Annotated in this window: 14 protein-coding genes and 3 pseudogenes; 9 read left to right on the top strand and 8 right to left on the bottom strand. The window is 49.7% G+C overall.

Annotated elements, in window-relative coordinates:
* Nucleotides 1–4: 4 nt before the first annotated feature.
* The 3 genes from cusB to cusC are packed head-to-tail and all read right to left on the bottom strand — an operon-like array spanning nucleotide 5 to nucleotide 2,982.
* A complete protein-coding gene (gene cusB, locus CRI63_RS03730; RefSeq protein ID WP_000717118.1) occupies nucleotides 5–1,228 on the bottom strand; it encodes a Cu(+)/Ag(+) efflux RND transporter periplasmic adaptor subunit CusB in 1,224 nt (407 codons plus the stop codon).
* Nucleotides 1,229–1,243: 15 nt separating this feature from the next.
* Complete coding sequence (gene cusF / locus CRI63_RS03735; protein WP_000709880.1) at nucleotides 1,244–1,576, bottom strand: Cu(+)/Ag(+) efflux RND transporter periplasmic metallochaperone CusF; 333 nt, start codon at nucleotides 1,574–1,576, stop codon at nucleotides 1,244–1,246.
* A 26-nt stretch (nucleotides 1,577–1,602) separates the two neighbouring features.
* On the bottom strand, nucleotides 1,603–2,982 hold the full coding sequence (gene cusC / locus CRI63_RS03740; RefSeq protein WP_135518522.1) for a Cu(+)/Ag(+) efflux RND transporter outer membrane channel CusC: 1,380 nt from the start codon (nucleotides 2,980–2,982) through the stop codon (nucleotides 1,603–1,605).
* Nucleotides 2,983–3,138: 156 nt separating this feature from the next.
* On the opposite strand from cusC, the gene cusR reads away from it, so the two are divergent.
* The 6 genes and pseudogenes from cusR (at nucleotide 3,139) to CRI63_RS03770 (ending at nucleotide 12,404) form a co-directional block, all read left to right on the top strand.
* Nucleotides 3,139–3,822, top strand: a complete 684-nt coding sequence (cusR, locus tag CRI63_RS03745) for a copper response regulator transcription factor CusR (RefSeq protein WP_000770953.1) — start codon at nucleotides 3,139–3,141, stop codon at nucleotides 3,820–3,822.
* Complete coding sequence (gene cusS / locus CRI63_RS03750; RefSeq protein WP_135518524.1) at nucleotides 3,812–5,254, top strand: Cu(+)/Ag(+) sensor histidine kinase CusS; 1,443 nt, start codon at nucleotides 3,812–3,814, stop codon at nucleotides 5,252–5,254. Before cusR ends, cusS begins: the two co-directional genes overlap by 11 nt.
* 149 nt (nucleotides 5,255–5,403) lie before the next feature.
* Nucleotides 5,404–7,640 (top strand): annotated as a pseudogene (nrfB, locus tag CRI63_RS03755) (cyclic di-3',5'-guanylate-activated glycosyltransferase NrfB).
* A complete protein-coding gene (gene nfrA, locus CRI63_RS03760) occupies nucleotides 7,627–10,599 on the top strand; it encodes a bacteriophage adsorption protein NfrA (RefSeq protein WP_135518526.1) in 2,973 nt (990 codons plus the stop codon). The pseudogene nrfB and the gene nfrA overlap by 14 nt, the downstream one beginning before the upstream one ends.
* Nucleotides 10,600–11,491, top strand: a pseudogene (locus CRI63_RS03765) (DUF4434 family protein).
* Between the two features lie 235 nt (nucleotides 11,492–11,726).
* Entirely contained in the window at nucleotides 11,727–12,404 is a 678-nt protein-coding gene (locus tag CRI63_RS03770; RefSeq protein WP_130223117.1) for a hypothetical protein, read from the top strand.
* A 103-nt stretch (nucleotides 12,405–12,507) separates the two neighbouring features.
* On the opposite strand, the gene emrE is transcribed toward CRI63_RS03770, so the two are convergent.
* Nucleotides 12,508–12,840: a multidrug efflux SMR transporter EmrE gene (gene emrE, locus CRI63_RS03775; RefSeq protein WP_001070455.1), complete on the bottom strand. Its 333-nt coding sequence runs from the start codon at nucleotides 12,838–12,840 to the stop codon at nucleotides 12,508–12,510.
* A 94-nt stretch (nucleotides 12,841–12,934) separates the two neighbouring features.
* Between emrE and CRI63_RS23895 the strand changes: the two are divergent.
* Both CRI63_RS23895 and CRI63_RS03780 read left to right on the top strand, forming a co-directional pair.
* Nucleotides 12,935–13,093: pseudogene (locus CRI63_RS23895) on the top strand (integrase); the annotation flags it as partial.
* Between the two features lie 230 nt (nucleotides 13,094–13,323).
* The gene (locus CRI63_RS03780) at nucleotides 13,324–13,542 is read left to right on the top strand and encodes a DinI-like family protein (RefSeq protein ID WP_135518528.1); all 219 of its coding nucleotides are present in this window, start codon (nucleotides 13,324–13,326) and stop codon (nucleotides 13,540–13,542) included.
* Here the strand turns inward: CRI63_RS03780 and CRI63_RS24190 are convergent.
* Nucleotides 13,535–13,645 (bottom strand): capsid protein, encoded by a 111-nt coding sequence (locus CRI63_RS24190; RefSeq protein ID WP_135518530.1) that lies wholly within the window; start codon nucleotides 13,643–13,645, stop codon nucleotides 13,535–13,537. The genes CRI63_RS03780 and CRI63_RS24190 overlap by 8 nt on opposite strands.
* A 198-nt stretch (nucleotides 13,646–13,843) precedes the next feature.
* Here CRI63_RS24190 and CRI63_RS03790 point away from each other — a divergent pair, with 198 nt between their 5' ends.
* Nucleotides 13,844–15,133, top strand: coding sequence for a FliC/FljB family flagellin (locus CRI63_RS03790; protein ID WP_135518532.1), 1,290 nt, complete (start codon nucleotides 13,844–13,846; stop codon nucleotides 15,131–15,133).
* A 54-nt stretch (nucleotides 15,134–15,187) separates the two neighbouring features.
* On the opposite strand, the gene CRI63_RS03795 is transcribed toward CRI63_RS03790, so the two are convergent.
* Genes CRI63_RS03795 through CRI63_RS24805 form a run of 3 tightly spaced genes read right to left on the bottom strand, consistent with a single transcriptional unit; the run spans nucleotide 15,188 to nucleotide 16,559 of the window.
* Entirely contained in the window at nucleotides 15,188–15,475 is a 288-nt protein-coding gene (locus CRI63_RS03795; protein ID WP_135518534.1) for a hypothetical protein, read from the bottom strand.
* A 42-nt stretch (nucleotides 15,476–15,517) separates the two neighbouring features.
* A complete protein-coding gene (locus tag CRI63_RS03800; protein WP_135518536.1) occupies nucleotides 15,518–16,282 on the bottom strand; it encodes a tail fiber domain-containing protein in 765 nt (254 codons plus the stop codon).
* 7 nt (nucleotides 16,283–16,289) lie between these two features.
* Nucleotides 16,290–16,559 (bottom strand): hypothetical protein, encoded by a 270-nt coding sequence (locus CRI63_RS24805; protein WP_135518538.1) that lies wholly within the window; start codon nucleotides 16,557–16,559, stop codon nucleotides 16,290–16,292.
* Between the last annotated feature and the right edge of the window lie 3 nt (nucleotides 16,560–16,562).

Below are 16,562 nucleotides of genomic sequence, written 5' to 3' on the forward strand. Positions count from 1 at the left end.
TCCCTCAATGCGCATGGGTAGCACTTTCAGAGCGCATCCGCTCCAGTGCGCCAGAAATATTGGCTTCAGAATCAATCAGGAACAGGCCGCTGGAAACCACCTTTTCACCTTCCGCCAGACCAGAGCGTAACGCGGTGACACCTTGCGATGCCTGGAAAACAGCAACGCGTTTCGGTACAAAGCGCCCGTCAGCATCAACGGTAATCACCCGCTGTTCGTTGCCGGTATCAATCAGCGCTTGTGACGGAATGAGCAGCATCGGTTCGCTGGCAGTATTGAGTTGCAACCAGGCGTTCATTCCCGGTTTTAGCGCCTCATCGGCGTTGTCGACTTCCAGACGCAGCTGCAGCGTGCGGGTCGCGGCATCCACGCCGGGTAGCAGCGTCCATTTGCGGATGGTGAGTGTTTTATCAGGTCGTGCCGGAACGGTGAGCGTAAACTGCGAGGCATCTTTCACCAGCCAGGCGATGGACTCCGGGATCGCAGCAGTGACCCACACCGGGTCCATACCCTGAATTTTCGCGACCACGTTATCTTTGGCGATATTCATTCCCGCGCGCAGATCAAACGCGGTGATTACGCCATCAATGGGCGCTTTGAGCGTAAAGCGAGTCTGGATTTTTTGCGTGGCAATCAGGCGGCGAATATCCGCCTCCGGCATTCCCGCCAGTCTCAGCCGCTCAAGAATGCCTTCAGTCTGGGTCGCCGTACCGCCGGTTTCGCGCAGCAGTAAATACTCACTCTGCGCTTCCACCCAGTCGGGAATGGTCAGGTCGAGAAGCGGTGTGCCCTTTTGCACTTTATCGCCCACGGTAAGCGGATAAACCTTATCGATAAACCCGGCAGCGCGAGCCTGCACAATGGCATACTGATACTCGTTGTAACTGACATTCGCCGGAAAACTCTGGGCAAAAGTCAGCGGCCCGCGCGTGACGGTAGCCGTTTTCACCCCCAGATTCTGCGTCTGAGTCGGGTCAATGCGCACACCAGACGCAGAACTCTCTTCATCGGCATATTTCGGCACCAGATCCATATCCATAAACGGCGATTTACCTGGTTTATCGAACCGCGTATTGGGATACATCGGGTCGTACCAGAATAAGATTTTACGTTCTGCGGTCGACGTTTTTTCTGCAGGCGGTTCCGCCTTTGCAAACCAGGTAAAACCTGCCGCAGAAATAATACCGCCCGCGATCATGCTGCCGATAATAAGCGCGATTTTTTTCATCTCATTAAACCTGGGTTACTGGCTGACTTTAATATCCTGTAATAAAGAAAGGTTGCCCTGCTGGACAAAATTAAACGCCACTTTGTCACCGGTTTTAATTTCACTCATTTTCGTCTGCGGGGTGATAGTAAAGCGCATGGTCATCTCCGGCCAGTTCACGGCAGCAATCGGATCGTGATGGATGGTGATTTTTTTGCTTTCCAGATCAACACCTTTTACCACGCCAGTGGCGCTAATAACCTGCGGTTGTACTTCGCTCATGGTTTCATGATGATGTTCGTTAGCCTGGGCATTAAAGCCAATAACGGTAAACAGACTGAACATTGCGACTTGCAGTGCTTTTTTCATTTATTCTCTCCTGGAGTTAAAAATTACTACTGCCAACCGCCACCAAGTGCGGTATATAAAGAAATTTCGTTAACCTGACGGGCATAATGCAGGTCAAGTAAGGTTTGTCGGGTTGCAAATAAAGAACGCTCGGCATCCAGCACTTCCAGATAACTTACCGCGCCGTGCTGATATAATGCCCGCGCCCGTTGCAAAGTAATTTGCAGCGACGCCAGATAACGCTGCTGGGCGCTGATTTGATCGTTCAGGCTTTGACGTAATGCCAGCGCATCTGCCACTTCTTTAAAGGCGTTCTGGATTTTCTGTTCATAATTCACTACCGACTGCTGCTGGCGAATTTCGGCGATATCCAGATTGGCCTGGTTGCGTCCGGCATTAAAAATGGGGATCTCAATTTTGGGAATAAAATTCCACATCCCGCTGCTGGCGTTAAATAATGACGATAGATCGCTACTGGCGGTTGATATTCCGCTGGTCAGGCTGATAGACGGGAAAAATGCCGCACGCGCAGCACCAATATTGGCATTAGCCGACATCAACGCGTGTTCAGCTTCCATAATATCCGGACGCTGCAATAAGATTTGCGACGACAAGCCCGCCGGTAATTTAACGCTTTGCAGACTGTCGCTGTTTACTGTCTGCGCTTGCGGCAGCTTGCCGTAGCTTCCCAATAACAGTTGCAATGCATTATTCGCCTGCGCCAGTTCCCCCTGACGTTTAGCGATGTCACTGCGGGTACTTTCTATCACCCCGCGAGCCTGTTCCAGCGCCAGAACATTGCTGCTACCGGTCAACAGTTGTTTTTCGACAAACGCATATGACTGCTGATAATTACGCAGCGTTTCTTCGGCTATTTGCAATTGCGCATACGCCAGCTGCTGATTGAAATAGCTTTGCGCGACATTAGAAACCAGCAGAATATGCACCGCGCGCTGAGCTTCCTCAGTGGCTAAATAATTTTGGCGCTCGGCTTCGCTCATGTTCTTTAAGCGCCCGAAAAAATCGAGATCAAAGCTGGCGTTAAGGCCAGTCGAGAACTCCCGCGTCGTGGCAGAATCACCTTTAAGATTGCCGCTCCAGCTGCCGCTGCCCTCGCCATTGAGCTGTGGGTAGCGGTCGGCATCGGTCAGACGATATTGCGCCCGTGCCTCCTGCACTTTCAGCGTCGCCATGCGCAAATCCCGGTTATTCACCAGCGCCTCGCTAATCAGCGTCTTCACCTGATTATCAACAAAAAAGGTGCGCCAGCCCGCGTTCTGGTAGTTATCTGCTGCATTAACCAGGCCGTTCTGGTTGAGTGAGAACTGCTGCGGCACGGGCATTGCCGGGCGCTGATAATCCGGTGCCAGTGAACAACCGGTTAGCGCAAGGGCCACACAAAATGGCAGAAGTTTACAAGGAGACATAGGCTCATAATTTCTGGTGATTTTATGCCGCCAACTTTACTCGCCAGGCTCTGATTTTCCGGTGACAGGAAAATGACAAAATTGTCATTTTGCCAATAAGCGATTGCCATCTGATCCCGCTACTCTAGAATTGCCCGGGCAACATGCGGAGGAAATATGAAACTGTTGATTGTCGAAGATGAAAAGAAAACCGGAGAATACTTGACCAAAGGGTTAACCGAAGCCGGTTTTGTGGTCGATTTGGCCGACAACGGGCTGAATGGCTACCATCTGGCGATGACCGGTGATTATGACCTGATAATCCTCGATATTATGCTGCCGGACGTGAACGGCTGGGATATCGTGCGCATGTTGCGCTCCGCCAATAAAGGGATGCCGATTCTGTTGCTTACCGCGCTTGGCACCATTGAACATCGCGTCAAGGGGCTGGAGTTGGGGGCGGATGACTATCTGGTGAAGCCGTTCGCTTTTGCTGAACTGCTGGCGCGGGTGCGCACTCTACTGCGGCGCGGGGCGGCGGTGATTATCGAAAGTCAGTTTCAGGTTGCCGATTTGATGGTCGATCTCGTCAGCCGCAAAGTCACCCGCAGCGGCACGCGCATCACTTTGACCAGTAAAGAATTTACTCTGCTGGAGTTTTTCCTTCGTCATCAGGGCGAAGTGCTGCCCCGCTCGCTTATCGCCTCGCAGGTGTGGGACATGAATTTCGACAGCGACACCAACGCCATTGATGTGGCGGTGAAGCGGCTACGCGGCAAAATCGACAACGACTTTGAGCCAAAGCTGATTCAGACCGTGCGCGGCGTGGGTTACATGCTAGAGGTGCCGGATGGTCAGTAAGCCATTTCAGCGCCCGTTTTCGCTGGCAACACGCCTGACCTTTTTTATCAGCCTGGCCACCATCGCGGCGTTTTTCGCCTTTGCCTGGATCATGATCCACTCGGTAAAAGTGCATTTTGCCGAGCAGGATATTAATGATTTAAAAGAGATTAGCGCCACACTCAAGCGCGTTCTTAATCATCCCGAAGAGACGCAAGCCCGACGCTTAATGACGCTGGAAGATATCGTCAGTGGTTATTCCAATGTGTTGATTTCCCTGGCAGATAGCCATGGTAAAACGGTGTATCACTCCCCCGGTGCGCCGGATATCCGCGAGTTTACGCGTGACGCCATACCCGATAAAGACGCGCAGGGCGGCGAGGTGTATCTCCTTTCCGGCCCGACAATTATGATGCCAGGCCACGGTCACGGGCATATGGAACACAGCAACTGGCGGATGATTAACTTGCCGGTTGGCCCGTTGGTGGACGGCAAACCGATTTATACGCTCTACATTGCGCTTTCGATCGATTTTCATCTTCATTACATAAATGATTTGATGAATAAACTTATTATGACCGCATCGATCATCAGCATCCTGATCGTCTTTATCGTGCTGTTGGCGGTACATAAAGGTCACGCGCCGATCCGCAACGTCAGCCGTCAAATCCAGAATATCACCTCGAAAGATCTCGACGTTCGCCTTGACCCGCAAACCGTGCCGATTGAGCTGGAACAGTTGGTACTGTCGTTCAACCATATGATCGAGCGTATTGAAGATGTTTTTACTCGTCAGTCCAATTTCTCAGCGGATATCGCCCACGAAATTCGCACGCCGATTACGAATCTCATTACGCAAACGGAAATCGCCCTCAGCCAGTCGCGCAGCCAGAAGGAGCTGGAAGATGTGCTCTACTCTAATCTCGAAGAGCTGACGCGAATGGCGAAAATGGTCAGCGATATGCTGTTTCTCGCCCAGGCCGATAACAACCAGTTAATCCCCGAAAAGAAAATGCTCAACCTGGCGGATGAAGTCGGCAAAGTGTTCGATTTTTTCGAGGCGTTAGCGGAAGATCGCGGCGTGGAGCTGCGGTTTGTTGGCAACGAGTGCCAGGTTGCGGGCGATCCGCTGATGCTGCGTCGGGCGTTAAGCAACCTGCTTTCTAACGCCCTGCGTTATACGCCCCCCGGAGAGACAATTGTAGTGCGCTGCCAGACGGTCGATCACCAGGTGCAAGTTACCGTCGAAAACCCCGGTACGCCCATTGCGCCCGAACACTTACCGAGATTGTTTGACCGTTTCTACCGCGTTGACCCTTCCCGCCAGCGAAAAGGCGAAGGTAGCGGCATTGGGCTGGCGATAGTGAAATCGATTGTTGTCGCGCATAAAGGCACGGTTGCAGTAACGTCAGATGCGCGGGGGACAAGGTTTGTTATCACATTACCCGCTTAATCATTCAGCAAATGGCAGCTTTTATAACCAGTGTAAAAATAACGTGCCGCAATAATCCTACCTATTAATGATAAAAAGCTGTCACGATTCATAAAAAACCTTAATATACGCCACCCTAAACATAACCAGCGTTAATGTAAGGTTTTTGTGTGGACTGGCTTCTTGATGTTTTTGCTACCTGGCTATATGGCTTAAAAGTAATCGCGATAACGTTAGCGGTCATTATGTTCATCAGCGGGCTGGACGATTTTTTCATTGATGTCGTCTACTGGGTACGCCGCATTAAGCGCAAGTTGAGTGTTTATCGCCGCTACCCGCGAATGAGTTACCGCGAACTGTATAAACCAGATGAAAAACCGTTAGCGATTATGGTTCCGGCGTGGAATGAGACTGGCGTCATCGGCAATATGGCCGAACTGGCGGCAACCACGCTCGACTACGAAAACTATCATATCTTTGTTGGCACTTACCCCAACGACCCTGACACCCAGCGTGATGTTGACGAAGTGTGCGCTCGCTTCCCGAATGTGCACAAGGTGGTCTGCGCGCGTCCTGGCCCCACCAGTAAAGCAGACTGTCTGAACAATGTGCTGGATGCCATTACCCAGTTTGAACGTAGCGCCAATTTCGCTTTTGCTGGTTTTATTCTGCATGATGCTGAAGACGTGATTTCGCCAATGGAATTGCGTCTATTCAACTATCTGGTCGAGCGTAAAGATCTGATTCAGATCCCGGTGTATCCGTTCGAACGCGAATGGACGCACTTCACCAGCATGACCTATATCGATGAGTTTTCAGAACTGCATGGCAAAGATGTTCCGGTGCGTGAAGCTCTCGCCGGACAGGTGCCTAGCGCAGGCGTCGGTACCTGCTTCAGCCGCCGCGCCGTGACCGCGCTGTTAGCCGACGGTGACGGTATCGCTTTCGACGTGCAGAGTCTTACTGAAGATTACGACATTGGTTTCCGCCTGAAAGAGAAAGGTATGACGGAAATTTTTGTCCGTTTTCCGGTGGTGGACGAAGCCAAAGAACGCGAGCAGCGTAAATTTTTACAGCACGCGCGGACATCAAACATGATCTGCGTGCGCGAATATTTCCCCGATACCTTTTCGACTGCGGTTCGGCAAAAGTCTCGTTGGATCATCGGCATTGTTTCCAGGGTTTTAAAACCCACAAATGGACCTCCAGCCTGACGCTGAACTACTTTCTCTGGCGCGACCGCAAAGGGGCAATCAGTAACTTTGTCAGCTTCCTCGCGATGCTGGTAATGATCCAGCTTTTGCTGTTGCTGGCGTATGAAAGCTTGTGGCCTGATGCCTGGCATTTCCTTTCTATCTTCAGCGGCAGTGCATGGTTTATGACCCTGCTGTGGCTAAACTTTGGCTTGATGGTTAACCGCATTGTGCAGCGGGTGATTTTTGTCACCGGCTACTACGGTTTGACACAGGGCCTGCTTTCCATCCTGCGTCTGTTCTGGGGCAACCTGATTAACTTTATGGCTAACTGGCGTGCGCTGAAACAGGTTCTTCAGCACGGCGATCCGCGTCGCGTGGCGTGGGATAAAACGACGCACGATTTCCCCAGCGTGACTGGCGATACCCGTTCGTTGCGCCCATTAGGTCAAATTCTGCTGGAAAATCAGGTCATCACCGAAGAGCAACTCGATACGGCACTGCGTAATCGTGTCGAAGGTTTACGTCTCGGCGGCTCGATGCTAATGCAAGGACTGATTAGCGCCGAACAACTGGCGCAAGCACTGGCTGAACAAAATGGCGTAGCGTGGGAATCGATCGATGCCTGGCAGATCCCTTCTTCGCTGATTGCCGCGATGCCGGCCTCCGTGGCTCTGCATTATGCAGTGCTGCCGCTGCGTCTGGAAAATGATGAATTAATTGTCGGCAGTGAAGATGGCATCGACCCTGTTTCGCTGGCGGCGCTGGCGCGTAAGGTCGGACGGAAAGTACGTTACGTCATTGTTCTGCGTGGACAAATTGTCACCGGATTACGTCACTGGTATGCACGTCAGCGCGGCCATGACCCGCGGTCAATGTTGTACAATGCGGTTCAGCATCAGTGGCTCACGGAACAACAAGCCAGCGATATCTGGCGGCAATATGTGCCGCATCAGTTCCTGTTCGCCGAAATACTGACCACGCTCGGTCATATTAATCGTTCAGCAATTAACGTGTTGTTATTGCGCCATGAACGCAGCTCTCTGCCGCTCGGCAAATTTTTGGTCACCGAAGGTGTTATCAGCCAGGAAACGCTGGATCGCGTACTGTCAATTCAGCGCGAATTACAAGTTTCGATGCAATCACTATTACTAAAAGCAGGTTTAACCACCGAACAGGTTGCACAACTGGAGTCCGAAAATGAAGGAGAATAACCTTAATCGCGTCATCGGATGGTCTGGTTTGCTGCTGACGTCCTTATTGAGTACCAGCGCACTCGCAGACACTATCGGCACCAGCGCAGAAGAGCTGGGGCTGAGTGACTATCGCCATTTTGTTATTTATCCCCGTCTCGATAAGGCGCTGAAGGCACAGAAAAATAACGACGAAGCAACCGCCATCCGCGAATTTGAATATATTCATCAGCAGGTGCCGGATAATATTCCGTTGACGTTATATCTGGCGGAAGCTTATCGCCATTTTGGTCATGATGACCGCGCGCGATTATTGCTTGAGGATCAACTGAAACGTCACCCTGGAGATGCCCGACTTGAGCGCAGTCTGGCGGCAATTCCAGTTGAAGTGAAAAGCGTTACGACTGTTGAAGAGTTGCTCGCCCAGCAAAAAGCGTGCGAGGCTGCGCCGACCCTGCGTTGTCGCAGCGAAGTCGGGCAGAATGCCCTGCGGCTGGCACAATTACCTGTTGCCAGAGCGCAACTGGACGATGCAAAGTTTGCCGCGTCGCCGGAAGGGAGAACGTTGCGGACCGATCTGCTGCAACGAGCAATCTACCTGAAACAATGGTCGCAGGCAGATACGCTATACAATGAAGCACGCCAGCAGAACACATTAAACGCGGCAGAGCGCCGTCAGTGGTTTGACGTTCTTCTTGCCGGAGAACTGGACGATCGGATCCTTGCTCTGCAATCAGTGGGGATCTTCACCGATCCACAGTCGTACATTACTTACGCGACCGCGCTGGCTTATCGTGGCGAAAAAGCACGTCTCCAGCGTTATCTCGCTGAAAATACGCCGCTATTTACCACGGACGCACAAGAGAAAAGTTGGCTCTATCTGTTATCGAAATACAGCGCCAACCCCGTGCAGGCATTGGCGAATCATCAGGTACAGTTTGCCGATAACCGCCAGTATGTTGTTGGCGCAACGCTACCGGTGCTGTTAAAAGAAGGTCAGTACGACGCGGCGCAAAGACTGCTCGCTACCCTCCCCGCCGATGAAATGCTTGAAGAGCGTTATGCCGTTAGCGTAGCGACCCGTAACAAGGCTGAAGCCCTGCGTCTGGCACGATTGTTGTATCAGCGAGAACCGGCAAATCTTACGCGACTGGATCAACTCACCTGGCAACTGATGCAGGCCGGGCAGTCACGCGAAGCTGCCGATTTATTGCTGCAACGCTATCCTTTCCAGGGCGATGCGCGTGTCAGCCAGACTTTAATGGCGCGACTGGCGTCTCTGCTGGAAAGTCATCCTTACCTGGCAACTCCGGCGAAGGTGGCGATTTTATCAAAACCCTTGCCGCTGGCGGCGCAACGTCAGTGGCAAAGCCAGTTGCCGGGTATTGCAGATAATTGCCCGGCAATAGTTCGCTTGCTGGGCGATATGTCGCCTTCCTACGATGCCGCCGCCTGGAACCGTCTGGCAAAGTGTTATCGGGACACGCTACCCGGTGTGGCGTTGTATGCATGGCTTCAGGCCGAACAACGACAACCGAACGCCTGGCAACATCGCGCTGTGGCTTATCAGGCTTACCAGGTGGAAGATTACCGCACCGCCCTGGCAGCCTGGGAGAAAATCAGCCTTCACGAAATGAGCAATGAGGATCTGCTCGCCGCCGCCAACACCGCTCAGGCAGCGGGAAATGGCGCGGCTCGCGATCGCTGGCTTCAACAGGCAGAACAACGTGGGCTGGGAAACAATGCTCAATACTGGTGGCTGCATGCGCAACGTTATATCCCAGCTCAGCCAGAACTCGCACTGAACGATCTCACGCGCTCAATCAATATTGCGCCTTCTGCCAACGCTTACGTCGCGCGGGCAACGATTTATCGGCAACGTCATAATGTCCCGGCCGCGGTGAGTGATTTGCGCGCCGCGCTTGAACTGGAGCCCAATAACAGCAACACCCAGGCGGCACTCGGCTACGCCCTGTGGGATAGCGGTGATATCGCGCAGTCGCGGGAAATGCTGGAACAGGCGCATAAAGGACTACCGGACGATCCGGCACTGATCCGACAACTGGCCTACGTGAACCAGCGCCTGGATGATATGCCTGCGACGCAGCACTACGCCCGGCTGGTGATTGATGACATTGATAATCAGGCGCTGATTACACCGCTAACGCCGGAACAAAATCAACAACGCTTTAATTTCCGTCGCTTGCATGAGGATACCGGTCGCCGCTGGAGTTTTAATTTTGATTCCTCTATCGGTTTACGCTCAGGGGCAATAAGCTCGGCAAGCAATAATGTCGGCGGTTCGGCGCCAGGTAAAAGCTATCGCAGTTACGGGCAGCTGGAAGCGGAGTACCGCATCGGGCGCAATATGGTGCTGGAAGGCGACCTGCTCTCGGTTTATAGCCGCGTCTTTGCCGATACCGGAGAAAACGGAGTGATGATGCCGGTGAAAAATCCGATGTCCGGCACCGGATTGCGCTGGAAGCCGCTGCGCGATCAGATCTTTTTCCTCGCCGTTGAACAGCAGTTCCCACTAAACGGGCAAAATGGCGCCTCCGACACCATGCTGCGTGCCAGCGCCTCGTTCTTTAACGGCGGAAAATACAGCGATGAGTGGCACCCGAACGGTTCTGGCTGGTTTGCGCAAAATCTGTATCTCGATGCGGCGCAATATTTTCGTCAGGATATTCAGGCGTGGACGGCAGATTATCGAGTGAGCTGGCATCAGAAGGTAGCGAACGGGCAGACTATTGAACCTTACGCTCACGTACAGGGTAACGGCTATCGGGATAAAGGTACTCAGGGCGCGCAGGTGGGCGGCGTTGGCGTACGCTGGAACATCTGGACCGGCGAGACGCACTACGACGCCTGGCCGCACAAAGTCAGTCTCGGCGTCGAATATCAACATACCTTTAAGGCGATTAATCAACGTACAGGGGAGCGCAACAACGCGTTTCTCACCATTGGAGTGCACTGGTAAATGCGTAAGTTAATTTTCGTATTGCTGACACTTTTGTTGGTCAGTCCTTTTTCCTTTGCGATGAAAGGTATTATCTGGCAACCACAAAACCGCGATAGTCAGGTCACCGACGCCCAGTGGCGTGGGCTGATGAGTCAGTTGCATTTGCAAGGATTCGACACCCTGATTATGCAATGGACCCGTTACGGCGATGCGTTCACCCAGCCAGAACAGCGGGCATTATTGTTTAAGCGTGCCGCAGCTGCGCAACAAGCTGGCCTGAAGCTGATTGTTGGTTTGCATGCCGATCCGGAATTTTTTTCTGCATCAGAAGCAGTCGTCCGCGGCGCTGGAGAGCTATCTTAATCGCCTGCTGGTCGCCGATCTCCAGCAGGCCAGATTATGGAGCGCCGCACCCGGCGTTACGCCGGATGGCTGGTATATCAGCGCAGAAATTGACGACCTGAACTGGCGCAGCGAAGCCGCTCGCCAGCCATTGCTGAAGTGGTTAAACAACTCACAACGGCTGATCAGTGATGTTTCGGCAAAACCGGTTTATATCAGTAGCTTTTTCGCCGGAAACATGTCGCCCGATGGCTATCGGCAACTGCTGGAACAAGTGAAATCTACTGGCATCCACGTCTGGGTTCAGGATGGTAGCGGCGTCGATAAACTTACTGCCGAACAGCGTGAGCGTTATCTGCAGGCCAGTGCCGATTGCCAAACGTTCTCCCCCGCCAGCGGCGTTGTTTATGAACTGTTTGTCGCCGGTAAAGGTAAAACCTTTGAAGCAAAACCAAAACCGGATGCAGAAATTGCTTCGCTGTTAGCGAAACGTTCCTCCTGCGGCAAAGACGTGCTCTATTTCTCCCTGCGCTATTTGCCTGTCGCTCACGGCATTCTTGAGTATTAATGATTTAAGGGAGCAACTTTGCTTGCTCCTTTCCTTTTCACTTTCCTGGTCAGAATCCTGTAAATATTAATTGGACACAAATAATCAGTGTAGCCACTACTCAGAGGCATTATATAATCATATTCATGCCACCATATAACTATTAAATAAGAACAATTATTCATCAGTTGCATTAATATCAGCTTATTCCTTTACACAGGAATAAAACCTTTTATTTAATAAACAAAGAGAGTTAATGATGAGTAAAATTACAGGCGTTTTAGTTGACAACCATATCTATGATATTAAAAATGATATGAAGAATGGTTACCATTTTCCTAACTGCTTGTTTCCAGGCGCCACCTTCAAGATGGTTATTGATAATGACCCGGTTAATAATGACAAGGTAAAATGGAGCTGTAGCACTGATGCAGACAATGATGTTCTGGCGGTCAGTCAGGATGGCACAGTAACTTTTCCTGACGTTGACGAAAAGTGTATTGGGAAGATTTTTGCTATTTTCGCCACTGATAAATCAACGAACAAATCTGCCGGTATTTATATTTTTACTGTGAGACGTTTTTTCAAATACAGCATTGAAACTTATAAGTCAGTTAAAGATATTTTACCGTGGATTGAAAAAATGAGCGGAGAATTTCCTGAAGCGCATGATATTGATAGTTACGATTATAATGATCATAATTCAGGACATATTATCAAGCGAGAAGTTAACGCAGGACTTTACCAGGAATGGGGCAATGTAGCTAATAGTGGATGGAACACAAATAGTGAGGGTGCAGGTATTTGTAGAATTTACGCTTTGAATAAAGAAAGTAATACTTATTATTGGCTGGAAAATGAAGGGGTCAGACAGGAATTGAGCGGGGGTTTCCCCGCTCAGGCAGTTGCATCCTACGGTGAATCCATCGACTGATTGTGTTTTTTGTCCACTATCATTTGCATTATTGTAGCGTAAAAAAGCAGCCCGTATAAACATACGGGCTGATGCATTTTATTAAACTCGAACGAAACTATTTTTAATGTGGTGCACTTCGTGACAACAAATTAATCACCAACACTCCGGCACAAATCAACATCATGCCGATAATGGCTGGCAGATCCAACCGTTGGCCGAAAAATCCCCAGGAAAGTAAACTAATCAGGACGATACCGACGCCTGACCAGATAGCATAAGCAATCCCTGTAGGAATATAAGCCAGCGTCTGAGCTAATAACCAGAATGATGTGCAGTAACAAATAATTGTACCAACAGAGGGCCATAACCGTGTAAAACCCTCTGAAAACTTCATTAAGGTTGTACCAATGACCTCTGCAAGTATTGCACCACCAAGATAAATATAAGGGTTCATAGCCTATTCTTTCCTGTTAATACCGAAGAGAATTGTACTACAGTTTGAACCTAACTCATCAGTTTCCTCCTGGTGCATTCATTGATGTTTTTCATCAGTGCTTCAGGAAATGGGCGGATGGGAATCCATAGAAATGGTGCGTAGATATGCTCACCTTGCGCCGAATCATTTGACGGAGCACGCGAGGAAAACAGACGACATTTTGGTAATGACGCCTCAAAGATGTGCCATTTCTGAAATTATGGGGAAATAAAGAAGGCGTAACTGATTGAATTGTAATGGCGCGCCCTGCAGGATTCGAACCTGCGGCCCACGACTTAGAAGTTCCTAGAACGACATTTTAAGTCAACAACTTACCGCGCCATCTCTGCGCTCACACGTCCCACTACCTCAAAACATGTAAAGCCTTGCAAGCCATTGTGAGGCCTTATGTGTCTCAGTTTTGTCCCACCTTTGGATCACGACTGTATAGCCAAAGGATAAATGACCAAAATACCAAACGGTGCAGTGGATGCGTTAACGGAAGAATTAACTCGACGCATCAGTAAGCGTTATGACGATGTAGAGGTGATCGTAAAAGTCACCAGCAACGATGGCCTTTCTGTTACGCGCACCGCCGATAAAGATTCAGCTAAAACTTTTGTTCAGGAAACTCTGAAAGATACCTGGGAGTCTGCTGACGAGTGGTTTGTCATTAATTAACACGTAAAATCGATAAAGGCTGGAAATCATTCAATACTCGTACTATAGAAAGTTCTCCAGCCAGTCGCAGCGCGTTCTTGTACGACACACCTAGACTGGCCACCTGTGTTTTTTATTGTGTAATCTCCGTTTCCGTCCCTTTAGTCATTTCATTTCGTTGCCGATATTCAACATACGGCAGCAGCATTGCATATATTTTTTATAATCGTATCAAACAGTTCACGCTGCCAAACACTTTTTCATATTTTGTTTTAATTATATGTCTGCGGCCCGCTCCGCCCAACGCATAGGAATCATATAGATGTCACAAGTAATCAATACTAATGCTCTGAGCCTTGTTGCACAGAATAACCTGAACAAATCGCAGTCCACTCTGGGTACGGCAATTCAGCGCCTGTCTTCGGGTCTGCGTATTAACAGCGCAAAAGACGATGCTGCAGGCCAGGCTATCAGCAACCGTTTCACCGCCAGCATCTCCGGCCTGACTCAGGCTTCTCGTAACGCAAATGATGGTATTTCTATCGCGCAGACCACTGAAGGTGCTCTGAACGAAGTTAACGATAACCTGCAGAATATCCGTCGCCTGACCGTACAAGCACAAAACGGTACTAACTCAGCTTCTGACCGCGAATCTATTCAGGATGAAATTAACGCTCGTCTGGATGAAATTAACCGTATCTCCGATCAGACGGAATTTAACGGCGTCAAGGTTCTAAGTAGTGACCAGTCTCTGTCTATTCAGGTAGGTGCAAATGACAGTGAAACCATCGATATTCAGCTTAAAAAAATGGATACCAAAAGCCTGGACATGGACGATTTCACAGTTGAAGACAATATTAAAGGAGCGCCGCTAACCGAATTACACGCTGGGGAAACACCTCTAGTGCATTCAACTTATAAGTTAGATTATGCATTTGATACTAATAACCCTAACAATATACCGCAAGATATAGTTCAAGACAAAGACACAGGTACGCTTTATGCGGTATCTGGTGGTAATTATTTTACCGTACAGGAATTAGATAGTGGGGAACTATATTTTGACAGTACCCCAGCCTTAGCGCAAACTCCAGACCCAGCGAAACTGAGTTCCGTGCTTGGTAAAGCATATTCATTTATTTTCCTTATCGATCCCAATTCTATACCTAATGGTAAAATGCTGGAAACTGACGGTGATGGAAATTTTTATCTTGATGATGGGCAAGGTAACCTGACCAATGCCAACCTATCAATAACTCCACACGGAGCTTTGCCAGGGATGATGGTGAGTTCATTTACCGATACAGGCGTTGCGGTTTCTGACTCCCATACTCTTACATCCGACCCGCTGAAAACTATCGACGCAGCACTTGCCCAGGTTGACAAACTGCGTTCTGGTCTTGGTGCTGTACAGAACCGTTTCGATTCTGTTATCAGCAACCTGAACAATACCGTTAACAACCTGTCCGAGTCTCGTTCCCGTATTCTCGACGCTGACTTTGCATCTGAAGTGTCTGAAATGAGCCGCGCTAATATCCTGCAGTCTGCGGGTACTTCGGTTCTTGCGCAGGCTAACCAGGTTCCACAGAACGTTTTGCAGCTTCTGCGTTAATATGCCCCACTGGCAGAATAATTCTGCCAGTGCCCCATATTATCCTGCCGATATTCATCGAAACAACAGCCAGACCAGCAGACACGCTATCACCGGCACAGCAAAATCCATCAGGCTTGCCACATCCCATGCACGAGGATCAAAACCGCCCCACCACGGCATATTCATACGCTTGCCATGCCCGAACATTTCAATCCAGCGATATTCTGCCTGGGTATGTTCACGAGCGATGAAGAACGTACAACCAGCTATCGCACCGTAAGCCCAGTTTCCGGTAAAAAGACCAACCAGTACCTGCGCAGCCACAGCACAAAGCGCGTGAAGGAAAGGTGTTATATCCATTTTCATCCTACCCAATAAAACGGGACTCACGGCCCCTTAATATTATTTAGACGCAAGCGCCGCCTCAATTGCAGATAATCTTTGTCTTAATTCTGCGTTTTCTTCTTCCAGTGCTGTTATTCTGTCGTCTGACTCTCTGGCTACCTGAACAAGCAAGCCAGTAACACCAGAATAATCTACTGTGTAGTAACGCTCGCCTTCTTCCCCTTCCGAGCCGTTTCCACCGTCCTGATATTTCATTGCGGAGCCTACAACTTCCGGGATTGCTTCCAGAGCTTCCTGTGCAATGACACCTGCATAGGGCATACCGTTTTCCTTAAGGGTATAGGTATAGCCGTTCATCTTGCGGATACGATCTGTTGCATTATCAATCACCTGAAGATTATCTTTCAGATCCCGGTCGGAAGCCTGGTTAAAGGCGGTGGCATGACATGCACCATTAACAGCGAACGCATAGGTATTATCGGTTTGTTTCTGACCGTAGAACATATAAGCGCCACCATCAACACCGACTTCATAAACAACAGGACGGCTGGAGTTGCCCCACAATTTAGCAGTAACACCAGCATAAGCGGTTCCCTGTGTGTTTAATGTCATGGTTGACCCATGATTAGCGTATTTGATTTGTAATGTGTCTGTGTAGTCAAACTTAATAAGCGCGTTACTTCCCCGCACACCATACGACATGAGACAGTTCCCCATCTTAAGGTAACCATCACTGCCTGGAAAAATTAATGTTCCGCCGTAAAGATTACTAAAGTCCCACCAAATACCCTTTTCGCCATCTTTTACGTGTAGTCGCGCCATTGCAGCTTCATCGCCTGCAACATTTTTTTCGGGTATAAAACTCAGTATATACATCGATTTTATCGGCAGTCTTATGAATTGAACGATGTTTACCACCAAAGACAGTACCAGTTGTCGGCAAGGTATTATCTTTTTTGGTAGCATCCCAATCACCTAAAACCTCGCGTTTACCATCAACATAGGATTTTGTTGCGTAGCTTTCTTGATCGGTTTTTAATTTACTAACATCGGATTTTAGCGTTTTGATGTCATCAGGAATTACTGTTACGCTCGCCATGTA

Origin of the sequence: Escherichia sp. E2661 (assembly GCF_004745185.1) — a bacterium.
Lineage (GTDB): Bacteria > Pseudomonadota > Gammaproteobacteria > Enterobacterales > Enterobacteriaceae > Escherichia.